The following is a 14,334-nucleotide window of genomic DNA, read 5'->3' as shown; positions in this document are numbered from 1 at the left end:
GCCTGCAGTGCGCTCCGGAGCCGGACCCGGTGGCCGGCCGCTGGCCATGGCGCAAAATGACGGACAGGAGGAGACGAGATGGAGCAACTTCTTAACCTCAGCGTCATCGCTAGCCCGTTGCTGTACTCGGTCTATGCCCTGTCGGCTCTGGCAGCCCTCGTCCTGGTCTTGCGCGCTGGACTTCGTCCGGGCCCGACCATCCGCGTCGGGCCTTCGGCCGGGGACGACGACGGCTCGCCCCCGCGCGCCTTACAGCTGCCGAGGTGGCGGAAATGGCTCGTCACGGCGGCCGCGGCCGTTGCCGGCGGCGCCCTGACCGGAGCCGTGGTCCTGTTCGTCTCGGATGTCGTGCTGAACGTCTTCGGCTTGCCGCTGGATGCGGACACCCGCGTCTGGGTGATTTGCGCGTTCGGAGGCCTCGGCCTGGCTGCCGTGAACCTGTGGCGGTCCCGCTGGTGGCGGAAGGCGGTCGCCATCCTCGCCTGCCTGTTGTTCGTTGCGACGGCGGCACTCGGCATCAACGCCGGCTACGGGCTCAACCCGACATTGGGAGCCATGTTGGGCATGAGCGTGACGAAGCATCTGACATTGCCCGAACTAAACCCCGCGCACCCGTCATTGACTGGGTCCGCCTTACGGCAGCACTGGAAGCCGCCTGCGGGAATGCCGTCTGTCGGGCGAAGCGGCGCAGTGACGATTCCGGCCAGCGCGTCAGGATTCCGTGCCCGCGACGCATTCCTCTACCTCCCGCCCGCTGCGCTGGTGGCTAATCCGCCAGCCCTGCCGATCATCGTCATGATGATGGGCCAGCCGGGCGGCCCCGAACAGAGCAGGTCTGCGGTACATCAGCTCAATGCCCTGGCGCGGCAAAACCACGGCCTGGCCCCACTGCTCCTCACCGTCGATCAATTGGGCAATCCCTACAGGAACCCTGTCTGCGTCGACTCCGCGGAGGGCAACGTCTACACGTATGTCACCACCGACGTCGTCAACTACATCCGCACGAACCTCAACGTGGCCAGTGCCCGGACCCAATGGGCGGTGGCTGGCTACTCGAACGGCGGCGAATGCGCACTCTCGTTCGCGGCCAAGAGGCCGGATATATTCGGCTCACTTCTTGATATCTCCGGAGAGCTGGAACCCGTGAATGGCTCCAAGGAGAACACGGTCAAGACCATTTTCGGCGGAAGTGAGTCCGCGTTCACTGCGGAGAAGCCCGCAACAATCCTCAAAGCCCACACGTATTCTGATGAGCTCGCCATCTTCACCAGCGGCACCCTTGACGCAAGGTACGGGCCCCAGAGCGCCGAAGCTGAGAAGGATGCGAAGGCCGCCGGCATGACAACGCACCTGTTCGTCGGGGAAGGGATCGGACACCGCGGGGACGCTCTGGCCTACGGCCTCAAGACCGGACTTCCGATGCTCTTCCAGAGATTCGGCCTCGCCCACCCTTGAGGAGGACCACCGGCTACCGGTACAAGTTCTGGTGGATCCTGGCCCTGCACGTTCGTGCTGGCGCGTCGAAGCGTTCAGTGCCGCTCCACCGGCCGTGCATACGCTTTAGCGGGTGATGGTCAGCGGCCTCACAGGCAGCACACACGACTCCCGCACGAGAGTGACCTCCCGTGCCCCCGACACACGGTTGTTCCTGCCGGTGTCATCGCACCAGTCAATGCTGTAAGGCGCTGCGGTTACCGCGGCATCCCCGGCGGCTGTCTGAGCGGGCACGACAAACGTGTAGGTGAACCCACCGGCGTCGTTCATGGCGGAGGTGGTGTTGACAACCTCCGCCCCTGTTGCGTCGGTGACGCTCACTTGGATTCGCGCGTTGTTGCCGTAGCGGGGATTGCAGTCAGCGTCCGATGCAGCCACTGTGACCCTTTGCCCTGGTTTGGCTTGGTTCGGGGTCAGCGTATAGGCGGGAGGGAAACACGGAGGCTCCCCGCCCGTGCCGGGCGAGCACCCCGATATCGAGGCAACCAGCATCAGCACGCCAATCGTGGCGCAGATCGCGGAGCGCCGGTCACGGTCCTTCAGGTGGAATGCCATGCCGTCAGTGTCTCCGGTGCAGCAGCAGAAGCCCACGGTTGCCGCGGATTCGTACCCGAACTGTTGCCGGAGTGTGCCGCGACTGCATGGAGCCGCCGCCCGCATGGCAACTCCCAGACCGAGGCATCGGGCCTATGATCGGGCCATGGGATCACCCGGATTTTCCCGACGGCGCCTGCTGGGGCTCGGAGCCGGCGCCGTCGCGGCGGCGTCGGTCGCGGGGTGCGCTGGCCGGGGCACGTCCAGCCAGGCGGCAGCAGCAGCCCCGCCGATCGGCGTGCGCAGCGGCAGCTTCACCTCGAGGTACCGGCCCCAGAAACCCACGGGCTGGTCACTGGCAGTGCCGGGATCCACCGACGGCCGTACCGGCCCGTTGCCCGTTGCCCTGTTCCTGCATGGCACGGGCGCGGACCACCGCATGGTCTTCGACGAGCTGGACGCCGGCGGCGTCCTGGCCGGGCATGTGGCCGGCGGAGGGACGCCATTTGCGATCGCCGCCATCGACGGCGGCGAGACGTGGTGGCATCGCCGGGAATCCGGAACCGATACGCAGTCCATGCTGGTGGAGGAATTCGTCCCCCTGCTGACCCGCCAGGGAGTCGACACCGGCAGGCTCGCCGTGTTCGGCCTGTCGATGGGCGGCTTCGGCGCCCTGCTCCTGGCCTCCCAGCACCGCGTCCCAGGTCTCCGGGCCGTCGCCGCGATGAGTCCCGCCGTCTGGAGCCTGTACGACGCCGGCCGGTCCGACAACTTCGACAGCGCCGCGGACTTTGCGGCCAACGACATCTTTGCCCTGCGCTCGGAGCTGGAGCCGCTGCCGAAGCGCATTGACTGCGGCACGGCGGACAACCTGCTCTTCAGCGTGAGGGACTATGTGAAGGACCTTCCGGGCGCACATGAGGGAGGCTTCCAGGCCGGCGGCCACGACGGCGGCTACTGGCGCTCCATCCTCCCGGATGTCCTCGCGTTCCTGGGCAAGAACTTGGCTTGACGCTGGCCGCGAGCGCCGAGCCTCGAGCGCCAACGCGGCGGTCCAAGGCAGGGATGCGTCTGAGCAGGGTGTCATTTCGTCAGCTGGCGGTTTGCTCTGTTCCGCCGGCTTTGCGCAAAACCCTGCGCAGGGTTGCCGCCCATTCGTGTGGCATGTCGGTGTACGAGCCATGGTGGCCGGGGAATGTCACCAGCTCACAGCCCAGCCGCTCTGCCAAGATGTGTGACACCTCGCCAAGCCAGGTCTTCCGGTCCTGGGCCCACTCGCCCACGGCCATAATGATCGTCACCCCGTTGCGATGAACCAGTAGAACATCCGGCAGATAGTTCGTCACCGGCAGGAGCTCGAGCTTCATCAGGACCTCGTTCGTGTCGAGCGAGCTGATGCGGGGCTCGCGTTGCCGGGACTCGCTATGGCCGCGGGCATACTCCGCGGCTTGAGCATGTCCCTTGACAAGCTTCCTCACGGGAACCTGAATTCCGAAGATGAAACGAAGCCCTGCCAGCGAAGGGCTGAAGTGGTAGGCCATTCGGTATACGTTGGCGAAGAAACGTTGCCACTTGGCAGCGTTGGGGGATACCCTCGCACACGGCGGCTCATGAGCGATGGCGGCCCGCACGGCATGGGGTTGGGTCTTCGCCACATCAAGGGCAATTACAGCCCCGCTGCTGCTCCCGAAGATGAAGGCCGCCTGCTCACCGGCGGCGTGGATTACTGCTACCGCATCCCGGCTTTGCTGGCTGATCTCGAAATTCTGGGGACTGTTGGAAGTACTGCGGGCGTTCGCGCGGCGGTCGTAGGTGATGACCTTGAATTCATCCGAGAGGAGGTCCGCGACAGCGGCGTACAAGTCCGCGTTCCCACCGGCTCCAGGGATCAACAACAACGCCGGCCCGTGACCTCGTACTTCAAAATACAGGTCATCGCCTTCCGACCTGACACGGTTCGTCGTCACCCTGACGTTGGGCTGTGGACTACCGGATTCCCGCCCGGATGTCGTCATGATCGAACAGTACTCCAATGGCTGGCGAGACGGCTTGAGGAGAGATTCGGCTTACTGCCACAGCGCGTTTCGTCCGACCTGCCGTCCGGCACCGGCAAGCTGGCGCATAGTCAGTCGCGCCTTTCGGTCCTTCCTCGAAAGCCGGTCAGGGTTCCGCAGCAGGAGCGAAAAGGGCCTCGCTGCGCTCGGGCAACACCGCCGGGAACCTTGTTCACGGCAATGGCAGCCGGGCTGCGGGCCCGGTTGCTCGCGACTTTGTGCATCTCGCAAACCTGCTGGTGGACGAGTGTGCTGGTCGGACTGCTCAACAGCACACTGCGGCGCTGGGCCGGCGCATGAAGCCGGTACTCGGCTCGGAGCAATGCCGATTGCCTGCGCACGGTGCGCTCACAGCGTGTCGGGCGGGACCCTTCCGGGCGGGAATGTCCGGCTGTGGCGGTTCTCAGCCACGGGCGGATCGAATCTGGTGTCTTCCAGGGTCCCGCCGTCGTCGAGCCAGCGGCGGTTGCTGTAAAAGCTGATGGCCCGAGTGTTGCTTTTTTCCACCCAGAGAAATGCCCGGCGGTAGCCGAGTTCGACGAGCTTTTGTTCTGCGGCCGCGAACAGGCTGGAGCCCGCTCCCCGCGCCCAGCAGTCCGGATGCACATTGATCGCGTGGAGCTGGCCGGTTTCCGGGTCCGAGTCCCCGGAAGCAGTACCGAGGATGGCGAAACCCACAACCTCATTGCCGCTCTGGACGACGAGGTGAATAGTCCCTTCCCTGGGCTCCAGGATGTTCCGACGCCACGCAGTTGCCGCCCGGCCGACGTCGAGACCGTCAAGATACTCATCGGTCATGACTCCACGGTAAGCGGCCCGCCAGGCCGCAACGTGGATCTCTGCCAGCCGGGCGGCGTCGTCTTCGGTCGCTGCCCTGACGCGGATATCCGGAGTGGTCATGGTCTCGAATCTATCAACCCAGCTCAGCGGTGCCGCGCGGCGCGCACCAGAGGCGGGCAAGGTAGAGGATGAGGATGACGCTGATTACGGCAAGGAGCCACATGCCTGCCGGCCCCAAGACCGGGCCACTCGTGCACGTGCTGCCGGCGCCCGACTCCGCCGTGTAGTCGAAGCACTCGCCAGTCCCAAAACCGATCAGCAACGCGTCGACGGCGATCACCAGAAGGATGGCTAATGCCCAGGGCCATCTTGGACGCCGGCGCAGTTGAGGCGTCTCCTCCACGACTCCCCTTCCGCAGCTCCGCAATGGAGCCAGCCCGTAGAACACCTGGCAGCCATCACAGCACGAATCGGGTGCTGTGGCGAGACCCAATCTCGAGGAGCTCCAGCGTCCTGCCTGCAACGTCCGGAATGCGTTGGAGGGTCGGAAAGAAGTGTGGGTCGGTGATGTGTCCGTCAAACAGCACCGGGGTGCCGCCGGCGTTCACCAGCACTTCTGCCATGCAGGCGGCGACGTCGGTGCGCGCCAAACGGTTGTTCGGCTGCAGGGATTCGCATATTGCCTCGACTTCCGGATCCCTGCCTGTACCGAAGACAAAGCATGCAGCGGTAATCCTGTCGTTGCTGATGACGAACATGCTTCGGGATGGATCCAGTTCGTTCTGGATCATGGGTCCGAATTCGGCGAGGAGGCCATTGCGCGTCCCAGTGGGCGACCATGATGCGTGAACGTTTTCATACATTTTCGTCCAGGCTTCAGTCAGTTGTTCCAGCGGTAGCCGGTCGCCGGCGCGGATGTCGTCCCGGCGGTTTTCGAGTGCCCAGCGCCGTACCTCGATGTTTGAGGTGTCGACCCGCTCGGGCGGGCACACTTGGTAGCGCACGGCGCCGAGCGATTTGTAGAACTCGTGCGCAATCGTGCCGGGGTGGGCTTTAACCGATAGCGGCATCCGACGACGGGTTTGGATGGATTTCACCAGCGCCGAGCCCATGCCCTGTCGCCGGAATTGCTCGGCGACGAACACGAACACCGGGTCCCGAGTCGGATGGACGCGGTTGGCGGCCGAGACGGCGATGCCCGCCGGCTCCCCCTTGATCTTTGCCACGAGCGATGATCCCCCGACACGCCATTCGTCGGCCCGGGCCCATGGCAGGTCGGCTGCGAAGCGGTCCGCATCAGCGACCGTCGCGGGTTCGATCACCGGTTTCCGCATATCGCTGACCATATCGGATCACTCAGCCGCCGCTGAGAAGCAAGAGAGTCTTTCGGCCGATTCCTTCAGCGAGGTACCCTTCACTGACACCCCGTTTGCCACTCCCGGCCACGATGAAGCGCATCGACCACCGCGGCCAGGAAGTGTCCAGCAGAATTCTTCTTGGAAGGTCCGCGCTATGTCAGACCCTGAACTTTCAGCTCTCCGGGAGCGGGCCGCCCTTGGTGACAACGACGCCATAGCTGAGCTCATCGAGCTTGCCGCGGAGCGGGAAGACTTCGACGAACTGCGGCGCCTTGCCGACGGCGGCAGCAAAGACGCTGAGGATCAGCTTGTTGAACTCGCAGCTGAGAAGGAAGATTTCGCAGAGCTGCGGCGTCTGGCATCCGCCGGAAATACGGACGCAGCCGACCTGCTGGCCGAACTCACTGAGTAGACCCTCCCGTGCTTCGGCAGGATCTCCCCAGCCGAAATTGACTACGGCAATACCCGCCGGAGCATCTATGCTGCGTTCAGTCGCAACCGCGGCATCGACACTGGGGGTTTGAAATTGGCTCTGGGCTTGCTCGTTGCGGCCCTTTACTGGGCTTTTCCCGTGGCAACGTTCTTCGTTCTGGCGCGAACCGTGTTCCGGCTGAACACTTACCTGAAGTTACGGATCGCGCAGCTCCGCGCAGAGGCCCTGACCGCCGAGGCGGCAGAGCTTCCGCACTAATTTCAGGGTGTCCACGACCTCTTTGTCGAACCTGACACACGTCTGGGCGGCACCGGCAGGGCCCTCATGGACTTCATCTTCGACTGGTCGCGGACCCGGCCACAGCCGATGATCCTGGACTGGCAGGCAAGTCCGTCAGCCATCGGCTTCTATGAGGCACTTGGGTTCACGGCCGATCGTGTCGGCGACTTTCCCGGGTGCCCGGGTTTCACCCTTGACCATCGAGTCGGACACCGCGTGCGGTAGATTGCACTCATCCCGACGACGACGCGGGCAATGGAGGGGGACCATTGAAAGCATCACAGGAGCAGCACCACCCGCCGCAGGCGGGCCGTCCGGACTCCGGCCGTCGAGCCAAAACGCACCGCTCGGCGTCGGGCCGCCCTGTGGCCGCGGCCGTTTGGGCCGCCGCTGCGGGCACCCTGTGGTGGCTGATGGCGAGCGGAGAAACCCGGGCCGCGATAGACGCCGCACCTTGGCTGGTACTGGTGTCCTGGTTGGTCTATGCGGCCCAGTGGCGGCCGTGCCTGCGCGCCGATGGCGGCGGCTTTACGCTGATCAACGGCCTCCGCGACCACCGGATACCTTTCGAAACGGTCCAGGACGTCGAGGTCCGCTACGCCGTCACTGTCAGGGCCGCCGGCAAGAAGTATGTGAGCTGGGGTGCTCCCACCCCGCCGGGCTCGTTCGAATCCGGCTTTGAGCACGTCAGCGACCTGAAGAGCCGGCCGTACAGCATCCTGCCGGGCAATGAACGGTTCAGCCACCAACAGCCCGCGGTGACCACCGGCCGTGACGAGATCGCCCAGGCGTGGCAGGACGCCCGCGCCACCGGACTCCGCTCCTCCGGCGAAACCGTAACCACCACCTGGAACCGCCCGTTGATCGCCTTCGGCGTCGTAGTGCTCCTTTGGGTGATCGCTGCCCAGCTGTTCTAGACCGAGCGGTACCGGAGCGAGCCGGGAATCTCGCCCCGGGTCCCCAGGCCTTCCCCGTAGGCGAACCGTGCCCACAGCGCCCGCATCGCCCGGCCGTGCGCATTGATCTCCTCCCAGGTGGCGCCCGCCAGCAGCCCGGCACCCTCCCAGGTCCGTTGGTGCCCGAAAAGCAGCGGCAGGTCGACCGTGTGCGCGGCGCCGTACAGATTCCCTGGTGCGCGCCAGGACAGCACGTAGCGGTGGGCCCGCCCGCCTGCGCGCACATGCCGCCTGGCAAACTGCCTGGCCGCTTTGCCGTACACCATTTCTGTAACCACCCACGTGACTGCCTTGAGCACCGCGCTGCCCACCACGGGAATCCTCGCTACCCTGCCCAGGTGTGGGCTTCGCGGCAGAAACAGCCGGGCCTCCTCCGCGGTGTGGCCGATCAGGATATCGATCCCTGGCGCAGCCGCATTCCAGGCCCCGTCAAGCGCGGATTCCGCCGGCAGGGGTGCATGCCCGTACTGGATCCCGAACGGCATGGCAGCCATCAGCCCGAACTTCCGCGCCGCCCGCGCAACGTCGTCTTCGAGGGCGACGACGTCCATCGCCGGAGTGCCGGCGGTGATCGCTTCCGCGGCGACACCCATGGCGGCGTTCATCTTTTCCCGCCCCCGGGTAATTCCCAGCGGGGCACTTTGGATGATGGCACGCTGGAAGAGCGAGGCTGCGCCCGGCGTCGCCATGAGGTGCGCGACGGCGTCGCCCCCTGCGGATTGCCCGAACGCGGTGACCCTGCGCGGATCACCGCCGAAGGATGCGATGTTGCGCTGCACCCACTGGAACGCCTCGATCTGGTCCAGCAGGCCCAGATTGGCGGGCCGGCCGGTACTGGTGGACAAATAGCCGAAGAGGCCCAACCGGTAGGTTACCGAGACAACGATCACCCGGGTTTCGGCAACCAGCGCCGCCGGGTCGAAGATCGCCAGATCCCCCGATCCGGAGGTGTAGGACCCGCCGTGCAGCCACACCATCACCGGCAGCCGCTCATCGTCGTCGAGATCGGCGGGCAGGGTGATGGACAGCCGCTGGCAATCCTCGCTGCCTGGCAGTTCGCCGTAGCGGGTGCCCAGCACGTCGTCCAGGAAGGGCACCGGGGCCTGCGGGCACGCCGGAGACAGGGATGTTGCCTCGAGCGTCTCGGACCAGTCGGTGGCCGGCGCGGGCGGCTGGAACCGCTCCGCGGTGGCGTAGGGAATGCCGGTGGCACGCACGACGGCGCCGTCGCGCCATCCGGTGACGGGGCCACACGGCGGATCGAAGGAAAGGTTCACATTCATCCCGGCTTAGCTGTTCTTCAGCAGGGCAACGTCGGAGACGAGGTCGATGTGCTCGAGCATCGCCGCCGCGGCGGCCGCCGAGTCCCGGGACCTGATCGCGTCGGCGATCTTGCGGTGGGACGCAAGTGACTGCTCCGGCCGGCCGGGCTGTCCAAGGGATTCGAGGCGCGTTTCCAGGACCATTCCGGCGATGAAGGTCATCAACTGGGCCAGGACTGCCGAGTGGGCCGCGGCAGTGACGGCCTGGTGGAACAGCTCGTCGCCCCGCGCACCCCGTTCTCCCGAGGCGACTTCCGCGGCCATGGCTTCGAGGGCGTGGTCGATGGCGTTCATGTCCTGCTCGGTGCGCCGGGCGGCGGCCAGCTCGGCCAGCTTGACCTCGAGCGTGCTCCGCGCTTCAACGATCTCGGGCAGACGGCTGCGATGCTCGCGGAGGCCCTTGATCACGGACGGAACGTTGGGCCGGTAGACCAGCACTGCTCCGGTGCCGTGCTGGACGTCGATCACGCCGAGCACTTCAAGGGCCACCAGGGCCTGCGCCAGGGTTGCCCGCGAAACCCCCAGCCGCTCGGCGAGCTCCCGTTCAGCCGGCAGCGTGTCGCCGGGACCCAGCTCGGCGGACTCGATGAAGTCCATGATCTGCTCCACCAACTGCTCGTAGAGCCGGGGCCGCGAAACGCGGGAAATCTGATGCGTTGCCGCCTGCTTTGCCATGCGCGTCCTTCCAGCCTGTCCTGGCCCTAAGACTACCGGAGAACTATTGACAAAGACACCTAGTGTCTAGGAGGCTAGGCCACTAAGCCAGTCAATGAACCATTTCGATCCGGAGGAACAACGATGTCCGCTCCCGTCCTGTCCATCATCATCCTGGCGGTGATGTTCCTACTGGCCACGGTGCTGCCGCTCAACATGGGTGCCTTGGCCTTCGTAGGTGCCTTCCTGCTCGGCTCTGTGGTGCTGGGGATGTCCACCAACGACATCCTGGCCAACTTCCCCGGCGGCCTCTTCCTGACCATCGTCGGGGTCACGTACCTGTTCGCCATCGCGCAGAACAACGGCACCATCGACCTGCTGGTCCGGGGCGCGGTTCGGTTGGTCGGCAGCAAGGTGGCCCTGATCCCGTGGGTCATGTTCGCCATCACCGCGGTGATCACCGCCGTCGGCGCCCTCTCCCCGGCCGCGGTGGCCATCATCGCGCCGATCGCCCTGAGCTTCGCCGCCAAGCACAAGATCAATCCGCTCATGATGGGCATGATGGTGGTCCACGGCGCGCAGGCCGGCGGCTTCTCCCCCATCGCCGTCTATGGCGTCACCGTCAACAGCATCATTGCCAAGACGGAGCTGGATGCCAACCCGATGGCAATCTTCCTGGCCAGTTTCCTGTTCAACCTGGCCATCGCGCTGGTGCTGTTTGTCGTCCTCGGCGGCGGCAAACTGCTGTCCACCCCGGGCGGGCGATTCGTGGAACAAGCCGCAGAAAAGCGCATGTCCGTCAGTGTGGGTGCCCGAGCGGCCGGCGTCACGCTGCAGGGCTCCGGCTCCGACATCTCCGCCGACGGCGTCGCGGCCAAAGGCACCTCAGGCGGCTCCGGTGCATCTTCGCCGGCCAATCCCGCCGGGGCCGGCGCACCTCCGGCCGGCGGCGCCCGTGCTTCCATGCCCCAGCTGATCACCATCCTGGGTCTGATCGCCCTGGCCGTCATCTCGCTCGGATTCAAGGTGGACGTCGGCTTCGTTTCGATCACCATCGCGATCGTCCTTGCCCTCGTGTCCCCCGCAGCGCAGAAGGGCGCCGTCAACAAGATCAGCTGGTCCACCGTCCTGCTCATCTGCGGCATGCTCACCTTCGTAGGGGTCCTCGAAGAAGCCGGCACCATCGCCTTCGTGTCCGGCGGGGTGGCGGAGCTTGGCATGCCCCTGCTCGCCGCCCTGCTGATCTGCTACATCGGCGCCATCGTGTCGGCCTTCGCGTCCTCCACCGCCATCCTCGCGGCCCTCATCCCACTGGCGGTGCCGTTCCTGGCCACCGGCGAGGTCGGCGCCGTCGGCGTGATCGCGGCCCTGGCTGTGGCCTCCACGATCGTGGATGTGTCCCCGTTCTCCACCAACGGCGCCCTGGTCCTGGCCAACGCGCCGGAGGACGTGGACAAGGACAGGTTCTACAAGCAGATCCTGGCGTACAGCGGCATCGTCGTCGCCGTCGGGCCGGCAATCGCCTGGCTGGTCATGGTGGTGCCCGGTTGGATGTGACGACTGGATGTGACCGCTGGGTGTAGCTCGCCGGCACGTCAACCAACCGCGCAGACACACCGAGGTCGCCGCGCGCACCCGCAAAGACCCGACCAGAGAAGGAACACACCAATGAGCACCGAACCCCTGCCCGACGCCGAAGGCCCCCTGACCGGCTATCTCGTGGTGGACCTGAGCCGTGCCCTGGCCGGCCCGCATGCCGGGATGATGCTGGCTGACCTCGGAGCGCGCGTGATCAAGGTGGAGAACCCTGGCACCGGAGATGACACCCGCGGCTGGGGCCCGCCATTTGTGGGCCCGGAGGATGATCCGCAGGCCACGTACTTCCTGTCCTGCAACCGCAACAAGGAATCCATTGCCCTGGACTTGAAGGGCGACGACGGGCGGGCAGTGCTGCGTGAACTGCTGGAGCGCGCCGATGTGGTCATCGAGAACTTCCGCCCCGGCGTCCTGGACCGGCTCGGGTTCTCCGCTGCACAAATGCATGACCTGAATCCGGCGCTGGTGGTCCTCTCCATCACCGGGTTCGGGCACGACGGCCCGGAATCCCGGCGCAGCGGGTACGACCAGATCCTCCAGGGCGAGGCCGGACTGATGTCCCTGACCGGCTCCGGCCCGGACGATCCGCAGCGCGTCGGCGTCCCCATCGCCGACCTCCTCTCCGGCATGTACGGGGCATTCGGCACCCTCGCGGCGCTGCTGCAGCGTGAGCGTACCGGCCAGGGCCAGATCGTCCGCACATCACTGCTCGCTGCGCTGATCGGGGTCCACGCCTTCCAGGGCACCAGGGCCACGGTCGCGGGGGAAACCCCGAAGGCCCAGGGCAACCACCACCCCTCAATTGCCCCCTACGGCCTGTTCCACTGCCGGCAGGGCAGGGTACAGATCAGCGTGGGAAGCGAGAAGCTTTGGAACAGGTTCGCTTCGACGTTCGGGATCGACGCCGCGCGGCCGGAGTTCGCCACCAACGCGGACCGGGTGCGCAACCGCGAGAAGGTCATCGAGGAAGTGGAGCGGGTGTTCTCCGAGTTCGAGGCGGAGCCGCTGCTGACCAAACTCAACGACGCCGGCATCCCCGCCGGCAAGGTCAGAAGCCTGGACGAAGTCTACGCATGGGAGCAGGTCCACTCGCAGGGTCTCGTGATCGACGTCGACCACAAAATTCTCGGTACCGTGAGCCTGCCGGGCCCGCCGCTACGGTTCTTCAGCGCCGCCGACACCGCAGAAACCACGTTGAAGGCCCACACTGCGCCGCCGCTGCTGGACCAGGACGGGGACCAGATCCGCCGGTGGCTCGGGCTGACAAGGGCCAGCGGCACGGTCGGTGACCGGGCATGCTGACCCAGCAGAAGGTCCGGCACCTGGGCGCCACCGAACTCATCGCCGCGGTGCTCGATCCCGGGTCCTACCGGAGCTGGGATGCGCCCGTCACGGACCCTGATCCCGGCCCCGAGTACCGGCAGGAACTGGCCGCCGCGCGGGCCAAGAGCGGCGTGGACGAATCAGTCCTCACCGGCGAAGGCCTCATCCGCGGCCGCCGGGTCGCCGTCATCATCAGCGAGTTCCGGTTCCTCGCCGGCTCCATCGGCCAGGCCGCGGCGGAACGGATCGTCAACACCGTCGAACGCGCCACCAGCGAAGGCCTGCCCCTCCTCGCCGGACCTGCCTCGGGCGGCACCCGCATGCAGGAAGGCACCATCGCGTTCCTTTCCATGGTGAAGATCAGCGCCGCCGTCCGCTCCCACCGGATGGCCGGGCTGCCCTACCTGGTCTACCTGCGCCATCCCACCACAGGAGGGGTCATGGCCTCGTGGGGATCCCTCGGCCACATCACCGCCGCCGAGCCCGGCGCCCTGCTCGGCTTCCTCGGACCCCGGGTCTACGAGGCCGTCCACGGCGCCCCGTTCCCGGAGAACGTCCAGACCGCCGAGAACCTCTTCGATAAAGGGCTGATTGACGCGGTGGTCCCGCCCTGGCAGCTGTCCGACGTCGTCGACCGCGCCTTGAGCATCCTGGTCACCGGCCCGCAGGCCCCGATCGCTGCACCCGCGACGCTGTCCGTGCAGCCGTCCGGCGCCGGCGCCTGGGAATCGATCGGCATCTCCCGCGATCCCCGGCGGCCGGATGTGCGGCAGTTGCTGGCGCACGGCGCCCGGGACGTGCTCCCGCTCAACGGCACCGGACAGGGCGAAAAGGACCCCGGCCTTCAACTTGCCCTGGCCCGTTTCGGCCACCAATCCTGCGTGGTCATCGGCCACACCCGGCCCAGGCCGACGCGGCCGACGCGCATGGGACAGAGCGTATTGGCACAGTCGGCGATGGGGCCCGCGTCCCTCAGGGAGGCCCGTCGCGGTATGCGCCTCGCCGAGGAACTCGGGCTCCCGCTGCTTACCATCATCGACACCGCCGGTGCCGCCCTGTCCCAAGAGGCCGAGGAGGGCGGCCTGGCCGGCGAGATCGCCCGCTCCCTGCACGACCTCATCGGGCTCAATGCGCCCACGGTGTCCGTGATGCTGGGTCAAGGTGCGGGCGGCGGGGCACTGGCCCTTCTGCCCGCGGACCGCACCATCGCGGCCCAGCACGCCTGGCTGTCCCCGCTCCCGCCCGAAGGCGCCAGCGCCATCGTCCACCGGAGCACTGATTTCGCCCCCGCCATGTCCGAGGCCCAAGGCGTCAACGTCGCATCGCTGCACGCCAACGGGCTCGTGGACCACATCGTGGACGAACGCCCCGATGCGGCCGAGGAAGCCCAGGCCTTCTGCCGGCGCCTTGGCCGGGCCATCGAATACGAACTCGCCACGCTCGCCAGCACCGGGGTGGACGAACTGGTCCCCCGGCGCCTGGCGAAATACCGCAATCTGGGCAGCATCCTTGCCAGCACCGGCGGAACGCCGTCCGGTTAGGAGCCGTCCC

General features: G+C 66.5%; 15 protein-coding genes and 1 pseudogene. 9 read left to right on the top strand and 7 right to left on the bottom strand.

Annotated elements, in window-relative coordinates:
* Positions 1-78 precede the first annotated feature (78 nt).
* On the top strand, positions 79-1,455 hold the full coding sequence (locus AC1DEM_RS18260; RefSeq protein ID WP_476885714.1) for an alpha/beta hydrolase: 1,377 nt from the start codon (positions 79-81) through the stop codon (positions 1,453-1,455).
* A gap of 105 nt (positions 1,456-1,560) precedes the next feature.
* Here AC1DEM_RS18260 and AC1DEM_RS18255 read toward each other — a convergent pair whose 3' ends face one another.
* On the bottom strand, positions 1,561-2,049 hold the full coding sequence (locus AC1DEM_RS18255) for a hypothetical protein (protein ID WP_476885713.1): 489 nt from the start codon (positions 2,047-2,049) through the stop codon (positions 1,561-1,563).
* A 145-nt stretch (positions 2,050-2,194) separates the two neighbouring features.
* On the opposite strand from AC1DEM_RS18255, the gene AC1DEM_RS18250 reads away from it, so the two are divergent.
* Positions 2,195-3,040 carry an alpha/beta hydrolase gene (locus tag AC1DEM_RS18250; protein WP_476885712.1) on the top strand — a complete coding sequence of 282 codons (846 nt, stop codon included), beginning with the start codon at positions 2,195-2,197 and terminating at the stop codon, positions 3,038-3,040.
* Positions 3,041-3,119: 79 nt separating this feature from the next.
* Here AC1DEM_RS18250 and AC1DEM_RS18245 read toward each other — a convergent pair whose 3' ends face one another.
* The 4 genes from AC1DEM_RS18245 to AC1DEM_RS18230 all read right to left on the bottom strand — a co-directional run bounded on the left by AC1DEM_RS18245 (position 3,120) and on the right by AC1DEM_RS18230 (position 6,208).
* Positions 3,120-4,043 carry an alpha/beta fold hydrolase gene (locus AC1DEM_RS18245; protein ID WP_476885711.1) on the bottom strand — a complete coding sequence of 308 codons (924 nt, stop codon included), beginning with the start codon at positions 4,041-4,043 and terminating at the stop codon, positions 3,120-3,122.
* Positions 4,044-4,430: 387 nt separating this feature from the next.
* Positions 4,431-4,982: an N-acetyltransferase family protein gene (locus AC1DEM_RS18240; RefSeq protein WP_476885710.1), complete on the bottom strand. Its 552-nt coding sequence runs from the start codon at positions 4,980-4,982 to the stop codon at positions 4,431-4,433.
* A gap of 13 nt (positions 4,983-4,995) precedes the next feature.
* Positions 4,996-5,265, bottom strand: coding sequence for a hypothetical protein (locus AC1DEM_RS18235; protein ID WP_476885709.1), 270 nt, complete (start codon positions 5,263-5,265; stop codon positions 4,996-4,998).
* A 55-nt stretch (positions 5,266-5,320) separates the two neighbouring features.
* A complete protein-coding gene (locus AC1DEM_RS18230) occupies positions 5,321-6,208 on the bottom strand; it encodes a GNAT family N-acetyltransferase (RefSeq protein ID WP_476885708.1) in 888 nt (295 codons plus the stop codon).
* A gap of 166 nt (positions 6,209-6,374) precedes the next feature.
* Here AC1DEM_RS18230 and AC1DEM_RS18225 point away from each other — a divergent pair, with 166 nt between their 5' ends.
* The 4 genes and pseudogenes from AC1DEM_RS18225 (at position 6,375) to AC1DEM_RS18210 (ending at position 7,849) form a co-directional block, all read left to right on the top strand.
* Entirely contained in the window at positions 6,375-6,632 is a 258-nt protein-coding gene (locus AC1DEM_RS18225) for a hypothetical protein (RefSeq protein WP_476885707.1), read from the top strand.
* 108 nt (positions 6,633-6,740) lie between these two features.
* A complete protein-coding gene (locus AC1DEM_RS18220; protein ID WP_476885706.1) occupies positions 6,741-6,911 on the top strand; it encodes a hypothetical protein in 171 nt (56 codons plus the stop codon).
* 21 nt (positions 6,912-6,932) lie between these two features.
* Positions 6,933-7,157, top strand: a pseudogene (locus AC1DEM_RS18215) (GNAT family N-acetyltransferase); the annotation flags it as partial.
* Between the two features lie 44 nt (positions 7,158-7,201).
* Positions 7,202-7,849 (top strand): hypothetical protein, encoded by a 648-nt coding sequence (locus tag AC1DEM_RS18210; RefSeq protein WP_476885705.1) that lies wholly within the window; start codon positions 7,202-7,204, stop codon positions 7,847-7,849.
* On the opposite strand, the gene AC1DEM_RS18205 is transcribed toward AC1DEM_RS18210, so the two are convergent.
* On the bottom strand, positions 7,846-9,171 hold the full coding sequence (locus AC1DEM_RS18205; RefSeq protein WP_476885704.1) for a carboxylesterase family protein: 1,326 nt from the start codon (positions 9,169-9,171) through the stop codon (positions 7,846-7,848). The genes AC1DEM_RS18210 and AC1DEM_RS18205 overlap by 4 nt on opposite strands.
* Positions 9,172-9,177: 6 nt before the next feature.
* Positions 9,178-9,885: a FadR/GntR family transcriptional regulator gene (locus AC1DEM_RS18200; protein WP_476885703.1), complete on the bottom strand. Its 708-nt coding sequence runs from the start codon at positions 9,883-9,885 to the stop codon at positions 9,178-9,180.
* A gap of 123 nt (positions 9,886-10,008) precedes the next feature.
* Between AC1DEM_RS18200 and AC1DEM_RS18195 the strand changes: the two genes are divergently transcribed.
* From AC1DEM_RS18195 to AC1DEM_RS18185, 3 genes are all read left to right on the top strand, one after another.
* The gene (locus AC1DEM_RS18195; protein ID WP_476885702.1) at positions 10,009-11,421 is read left to right on the top strand and encodes an SLC13 family permease; all 1,413 of its coding nucleotides are present in this window, start codon (positions 10,009-10,011) and stop codon (positions 11,419-11,421) included.
* 111 nt (positions 11,422-11,532) lie between these two features.
* The gene (locus tag AC1DEM_RS18190) at positions 11,533-12,762 is read left to right on the top strand and encodes a CaiB/BaiF CoA transferase family protein (protein WP_476885701.1); all 1,230 of its coding nucleotides are present in this window, start codon (positions 11,533-11,535) and stop codon (positions 12,760-12,762) included.
* The gene (locus AC1DEM_RS18185) at positions 12,756-14,324 is read left to right on the top strand and encodes a carboxyl transferase domain-containing protein (RefSeq protein ID WP_476885700.1); all 1,569 of its coding nucleotides are present in this window, start codon (positions 12,756-12,758) and stop codon (positions 14,322-14,324) included. The genes AC1DEM_RS18190 and AC1DEM_RS18185 overlap by 7 nt, the downstream gene beginning before the upstream one ends.
* Positions 14,325-14,334: the final 10 nt, after the last annotated feature.

The organism is Arthrobacter sp. 05T420, from assembly GCF_056396305.1.
This window is presented reverse-complemented; position numbering and strand designations above follow the sequence as displayed.

Excerpts from the sequence above, each read along its gene's own strand:
- AC1DEM_RS18260 (WP_476885714.1), top strand. The coding sequence starts at position 79 with ATGGAGCAACTTCTTAACCTCAGCGTCATCGCTAGCCCGTTGCTGTAC.
- AC1DEM_RS18255 (WP_476885713.1), bottom strand. The coding sequence starts at position 2,049 with ATGGCATTCCACCTGAAGGACCGTGACCGGCGCTCCGCGATCTGCGCC.
- AC1DEM_RS18250 (WP_476885712.1), top strand. The coding sequence starts at position 2,195 with ATGGGATCACCCGGATTTTCCCGACGGCGCCTGCTGGGGCTCGGAGCC.
- AC1DEM_RS18245 (WP_476885711.1), bottom strand. The coding sequence starts at position 4,043 with ATGACGACATCCGGGCGGGAATCCGGTAGTCCACAGCCCAACGTCAGG.
- AC1DEM_RS18240 (WP_476885710.1), bottom strand. The coding sequence starts at position 4,982 with ATGACCACTCCGGATATCCGCGTCAGGGCAGCGACCGAAGACGACGCC.
- AC1DEM_RS18230 (WP_476885708.1), bottom strand. The coding sequence starts at position 6,208 with ATGGTCAGCGATATGCGGAAACCGGTGATCGAACCCGCGACGGTCGCT.
- AC1DEM_RS18225 (WP_476885707.1), top strand. The coding sequence starts at position 6,375 with ATGTCAGACCCTGAACTTTCAGCTCTCCGGGAGCGGGCCGCCCTTGGT.
- AC1DEM_RS18205 (WP_476885704.1), bottom strand. The coding sequence starts at position 9,171 with ATGAATGTGAACCTTTCCTTCGATCCGCCGTGTGGCCCCGTCACCGGA.
- AC1DEM_RS18200 (WP_476885703.1), bottom strand. The coding sequence starts at position 9,885 with ATGGCAAAGCAGGCGGCAACGCATCAGATTTCCCGCGTTTCGCGGCCC.
- AC1DEM_RS18195 (WP_476885702.1), top strand. The coding sequence starts at position 10,009 with ATGTCCGCTCCCGTCCTGTCCATCATCATCCTGGCGGTGATGTTCCTA.
- AC1DEM_RS18190 (WP_476885701.1), top strand. The coding sequence starts at position 11,533 with ATGAGCACCGAACCCCTGCCCGACGCCGAAGGCCCCCTGACCGGCTAT.
- AC1DEM_RS18185 (WP_476885700.1), top strand. The coding sequence starts at position 12,756 with ATGCTGACCCAGCAGAAGGTCCGGCACCTGGGCGCCACCGAACTCATC.